This window comes from Priestia sp. SIMBA_032 (assembly GCF_046535215.1).
GTDB lineage: Bacteria > Bacillota > Bacilli > Bacillales > Bacillaceae_H > Priestia > Priestia aryabhattai.
In genome coordinates this window covers 1-335 of record NZ_JAWRXD010000284.1, presented here as the reverse complement: position 1 = coordinate 335, position 335 = coordinate 1, and the positions used below count along the sequence as shown (strand labels likewise).

The 335-nt window shown below is 39.1% G+C and carries 1 pseudogene; it reads left to right on the top strand.

Features of this window, described 5'->3' with window-relative positions:
* A pseudogene (locus tag SB717_RS34395) lies at positions 1 to 211 on the top strand (GNAT family N-acetyltransferase); the annotation flags it as partial.
* Between the last annotated feature and the right edge of the window lie 124 nt (positions 212 to 335).

The window sequence follows — 335 nt, the reverse complement described above, 5'->3', positions numbered from 1 at the left end:
GGCGATTGCTGCACTAAAGGAGAAGTATGGTGGTAGTCTGCGGTATGTTTTTGTGAAGAAATTGCGCGGAGATAAAGAAAGCGATTGGACGGATATTCAAAGTATTCTAATGAGTGATGCTAGTGGACAGCAGGCTTTGCTTTCGGAGGGGTATCTCGGGTATGAGATGGAGAAAACAGCAGATACTTTCATTGTGAAGTTTGGGCGATAATCTATATACTCGAAAAGAGGAGATGTCTGCTGTGACCTCTTCTCTTTTCGATTTGTTGAACAATCCTGTAGTAAATGAAATTATATCAACGATTTTTCGAATATATCTATCATAACTTACAATA